The sequence below is a fragment of the Cronbergia sp. UHCC 0137 genome (assembly GCF_034932285.1).
Classification (GTDB): domain Bacteria; phylum Cyanobacteriota; class Cyanobacteriia; order Cyanobacteriales; family Nostocaceae; genus Cronbergia.
In genome coordinates, this window is sequence record NZ_JAYGHC010000006.1 from 157,720 (window position 1) to 162,093 (window position 4,374).

The 4,374-nt window shown below is 39.7% G+C and carries 4 protein-coding genes and 2 pseudogenes; 4 read left to right on the top strand and 2 right to left on the bottom strand.

All coding sequences use genetic code 11. The features are described from left to right. Window positions 1–161: 161 nt before the first annotated feature. Window positions 162–239, top strand: a pseudogene (locus VB711_RS04680) (element excision factor XisI family protein); the annotation flags it as partial. Between the two features lie 58 nt (window positions 240–297). Here VB711_RS04680 and VB711_RS04685 read toward each other — a convergent pair. Both VB711_RS04685 and VB711_RS04690 read right to left on the bottom strand, forming a co-directional pair. Next, the gene (locus VB711_RS04685; protein ID WP_323284570.1) at window positions 298–972 is read right to left on the bottom strand and encodes a Uma2 family endonuclease; all 675 of its coding nucleotides are present in this window, start codon (window positions 970–972) and stop codon (window positions 298–300) included. 172 nt (window positions 973–1,144) lie between these two features. Beyond that, window positions 1,145–1,738 carry a Uma2 family endonuclease gene (locus VB711_RS04690; RefSeq protein WP_323284571.1) on the bottom strand — a complete coding sequence of 198 codons (594 nt, stop codon included), beginning with the start codon at window positions 1,736–1,738 and terminating at the stop codon, window positions 1,145–1,147. Window positions 1,739–1,830: 92 nt separating this feature from the next. Here VB711_RS04690 and bchD point away from each other — a divergent pair, with 92 nt between their 5' ends. The 3 genes and pseudogenes from bchD to VB711_RS04705 form a co-directional block, all read left to right on the top strand. Then, the gene (gene bchD / locus VB711_RS04695) at window positions 1,831–3,843 is read left to right on the top strand and encodes a magnesium chelatase ATPase subunit D (protein WP_323284572.1); all 2,013 of its coding nucleotides are present in this window, start codon (window positions 1,831–1,833) and stop codon (window positions 3,841–3,843) included. Between the two features lie 25 nt (window positions 3,844–3,868). After that, window positions 3,869–4,186, top strand: a complete 318-nt coding sequence (locus tag VB711_RS04700) for a hypothetical protein (RefSeq protein ID WP_323284573.1) — start codon at window positions 3,869–3,871, stop codon at window positions 4,184–4,186. Further along, a pseudogene (locus VB711_RS04705) lies at window positions 4,183–4,374 on the top strand (aspartyl protease); the annotation flags it as partial. The gene VB711_RS04700 and the pseudogene VB711_RS04705, both read left to right, overlap by 4 nt.

Genomic DNA, 4,374 nt, shown 5'->3' on the forward strand with positions numbered 1-4,374 from the left:
AGCTTAACCGACAAGTATTGAGTTGCTAGTTAGATTATAGTAAGGTGCGTCAGAATTTTAAAATTAGTGATTTTAGCATAAATTATTCTGTCTGACGCACCCTACAGACTACAAAAGCTCCGAAAATTAATAACTAGCAACTTGGGTAATTAGTTAAATTAGGAGTACCAAAAGAAGATATTGTTTTGGCATTTCATGAACCTTTGGTGAGAAAATTTACAGATTTTGCAGTTGGTTAAATTTAGTCCATTCCAGATCCCCAACTCCTTTAGAAATTCGGGGATCTAAGTTTAAGTTCTAGAGAGTGTTAATATCAATTCCTTTAGCTTGTAATTTCGCTAACAAGTCTTGATATTTTTCATGTTCCTGTTCTGCGCGTTGATGTTCTTGTTCTACAAGTTGATTTAATTCTAGTGATGTGAGAAACTTACGTCCATCAGGATAATAAATTTCTAAGATATCTGGTGTTAACTCAAAACGTATACCCAAATGCGGACTTACCCAATCGTTGATTTCTTCGATTTCTTCTAACCATTCTTGTTTGCGAATAAGTCCGTTTAATTCAACTGTTTCTGGATTATAGATATAATATTCCTGCACTCCATAACGGTGATAGAAAAGCAGCTTTTTTGTCATTTCTTTGGTACGGTTTCCTGGGGATAGAATTTCAAATACTACTTGTGGTGCAATATTGTTTTCTTCCCATTGTTTGTAAGAACCTCGTCTCCCTTTTGGTCTGCCAAAAATCACCATTACGTCAGGTGCTTGACAAGTTTTTACGCTTCCCTCAACAGGATACCACAGTAAATCACCTGCTATGAATACATCATCTTTTGAGGAAAATAAAATTTCTAAATTTTCTTTGATTTTAACAATCCATTCATAGTGTACTGTGTTTTCTGCCATTGGCTTTCCATCGCTGTCAGGGTAGATGATTTCTTTTTTGGTGTCTGGGGTAAGTTGCTGTACCATGTCTTTAACTCCAAATTTTGGAAGTGGGACTGATAAATCTTTTAATAGTATATGGGATTTATCAATTATTTTAATATGTTTGATTTTTAGAATCAAAATGTTGATGTGAATAAATTCAATATTATCAAGACTTTGTTGGGTTGCGCTGTCGCTTAACCCAACCTACGATTAATTAAATACTTTTCTTGTCTGAATTAGGGAATACTCGATTTAAATCAAGTGTCAAATCAGGGAAATGCGGTAAAGATATAATTTGATTTGGTAAAATGATTCGCTTGTTTAAATAAACATATTTATTTTGATGGTTTTGATATGGGTTACTGTAGCATTCTAAATAATTATCAAATAGATTAAATATCCAATAATCAGAAATTCCAGCTTGAGCATAAAGAGGAATTTTTACTTTTTGATCATAATCTATTGAAGAATCTGCCACTTCTATAACTAACAAAATTTCCGATCCTTGTGGATGAGATGATAAATAATCATCATTACGATTTTTAAGGATTGCAAAATCTGGTTCTGGTTCACTGTTAGGTGGTATGGTAATAGGAGCTTGAGATTGCAAGGTTGCTCTATCTTCTAAAAGTTTTGGGAGTTGCCGCAATAGATTACGTAAACAAGTTTCATGTAACCTACCTTTGGCTGCCATTTCAATAATTTCTCCGTTGATTAATTGAATGTGGTCATCTTCATGAAAAAAGCCTAATTCTGTAAGTTTATGGTACTCATCTGTAGTGAAGCGTTTAACTTGAGTGGTACTCATATATTTTGCTCCTTCAGAAATTATGATCATATATATTATAAATGTACCAAAAGTTGATATACTGAAAACTGAGATCAGCTATTTTGCCAATCATGCCTGTGCCTACTATCACCCCCACTATCACTGCTTTTCCCCTTACTGCTGTAGTCGGTCAAGAAGCTATTAAGTTAGCTTTGTTGTTAGCAGCAGTAGACCCCGCGTTGGGAGGTGTGGTAATTGCAGGTCGTCGCGGTACGGCTAAATCTGTGATGGCTCGTGGTATCCATGCTTTATTACCACCAATTGAAGTTGTCAAAGGTTCAATTTGCAATTGTGACCCCAACCATCCTGAAGAATGGGATGAGCAACTTGTGGCTGATAATCAGATGGAAACGGAGATTATCCCTGCACCTTTTGTGCAAATTCCCCTGGGTGTGACAGAAGACCGACTTTTAGGTTCTGTGGATGTGGAACAGTCGGTGAAACAGGGGGACACGATTTTTCAACCTGGGTTACTCGCTACAGCTAACCGAGGGGTGTTATATGTGGATGAAATTAATTTATTAGATGACCAAATCAGTAACCAACTTTTAACGGTGTTATCTGAGGGACGCAACCAAATTGAACGAGAGGGAATTAGTTTTCAGCATCCTTGTAAACCGTTATTTATTGCGACTTATAACCCAGAAGAGGGTCCGCTCAGGGAGCATTTACTTGATAGAATAGCGATCGCTCTCTCAGCAGACGGAGTTCTCGGTCTAGATCAAAGAGTATCAGCAGTGGAAGTAGCGATCGCCTATTCTAAATCTCCCCAAGCATTCCTCCAACAATATACTGAAGACATCGACTCGCTGAAAACCCAAATTATCCTCGCGCGGGAATGGTTAAAAGAAGTCACCATCACCCAAGCACAAATCCTCTATCTTGTCAATGAAGCCATTCGTGGGGGAGTGGAAGGACATCGCGCCGAATTGTTTGCGGTACGTGTAGCCAAAGCAGCCGCAGCTTTAGAAGGACGCAACACCGTCAACGCCGAAGACCTACGCCGGGCGGTAGAATTGGTCATAGTCCCTAGAACCACCATCGTTCAAACACCCCCACCAGACCAACCACCACCACCCCCCCCACCACCAGAAACTCAAGACGATTCCCAAGAACAAGAAGACAACGACGAACAGGAAGAAGAAGAAAAAGAACAAGAAGAAGAACAGCAAGAACCCCCAGATATTCCCGAAGAATTTATCTTCGACCCAGAAGGGGTAATTCTTGACCCGGAAGTGCTATATTTTACCCAAATGGCACAACGTCAAGGTAAATCTGGTAGTCGTAGCATCATCTTCTCCGATGACCGGGGACGGTATATCAAGCCAATGATACCCAAAGGTAAAGCTCGTCGCATAGCCGTAGATGCCACACTCCGAGCGGCAGCACCGTATCAAAAAGCACGGCGAGCCAGACAGCCAGATAAAAAAGTCATTGTTGAACAGGGAGATATCCGTTCTAAGCGGTTGGTGAGAAAAGCGGGCGCTTTGGTGGTGTTCGTAGTTGACGCTTCTGGTTCTATGGCCTTAAATCGGATGCAGTCAGCGAAAGGTGCGGTGATGCAATTGCTAACAGAAGCTTATCAAAACCGTGACCAAGTAGCATTAATTCCTTTTAGGGGAGAGCAAGCAGAAGTTTTATTACCCCCAACCCGTTCGATTGCTTTAGCGAAAAATCGCTTAGAAAGATTACCTTGTGGTGGTGGTTCACCTCTAGCTCATGGTTTAACGCAAGCGGTGCGGGTGGGTGTCAATGCTCAAATGGGGGGAGATATAGGTCAGGTTGTCATTGTGGCAATTACTGATGGACGTGGTAATATATCTTTGGCGCGTTCCTTGGGTGAACCGATAGAACCAGGAGAAAAGCCAGATATCAAAGCCGAATTATTAGATGTGGCTGGGAGAATTCGGGCATCGGGTATGCAATTATTAGTAATTGATACGGAAAGTAAGTTCGTTTCTACTGGCTTTGCTAAGGAATTGGCTCAAACTGCGGGTGGTCAATATTATTACTTACCGAAAGCTACAGATAAAAGTATTGCTGCTATGACCAGAGGAGCGATCGCTGATATGAAAGCAAAGTAAGATAGTAAAAATGGAGTTATTAAACATGAATCAAATAACACCAAAACAACCAGCAAGAAGAGGAAGAATTTTCCCTGAATTGACTTTATCACCAGAAGAATTAGCTAAACGTGAGGCAGAAAGAGAAGCATTTCACAAACGTTGTCGGGCAGTTTTTGAGCGTGTTCGTCCTGAGTTGATGAAAGAACATTATAATTGGTATATTGCCGTAGAACCAGATAGTGGTGATTATTTTGTTGATCAAAACATGGAAATTGCTAGTAAACAAGCTAGGGACAAACATCCTCATCTGATACATTTCCTATTTCGGATCAATGAAACTGGAGTAACTGGGAGGATATGATACATGGTTATTTTGGTGATGAGGGGCAGCTATTTTTTGAAGTTGAATTAATTACTACTAATGGTTTAAATCTACCTGTAGATACCTTGTTAGATACGGGTTTTACAGGCTTTATGGCTATTAATAAACAAGATTTAGATGCTTTAAATTGGGAATTTATTAGTGAACAAAGAATGCGTACTGCACAG

Bases quoted from the DNA above. Each gene is read 5' to 3' on its own strand.
- VB711_RS04700 (WP_323284573.1), top strand. From the start codon at position 3,869: ATGAATCAAATAACACCAAAACAACCAGCAAGAAGAGGAAGAATTTTC.
- VB711_RS04685 (WP_323284570.1), bottom strand. From the start codon at position 972: ATGGTACAGCAACTTACCCCAGACACCAAAAAAGAAATCATCTACCCT.
- bchD (WP_323284572.1), top strand. From the start codon at position 1,831: ATGCCTGTGCCTACTATCACCCCCACTATCACTGCTTTTCCCCTTACT.
- VB711_RS04690 (WP_323284571.1), bottom strand. From the start codon at position 1,738: ATGAGTACCACTCAAGTTAAACGCTTCACTACAGATGAGTACCATAAA.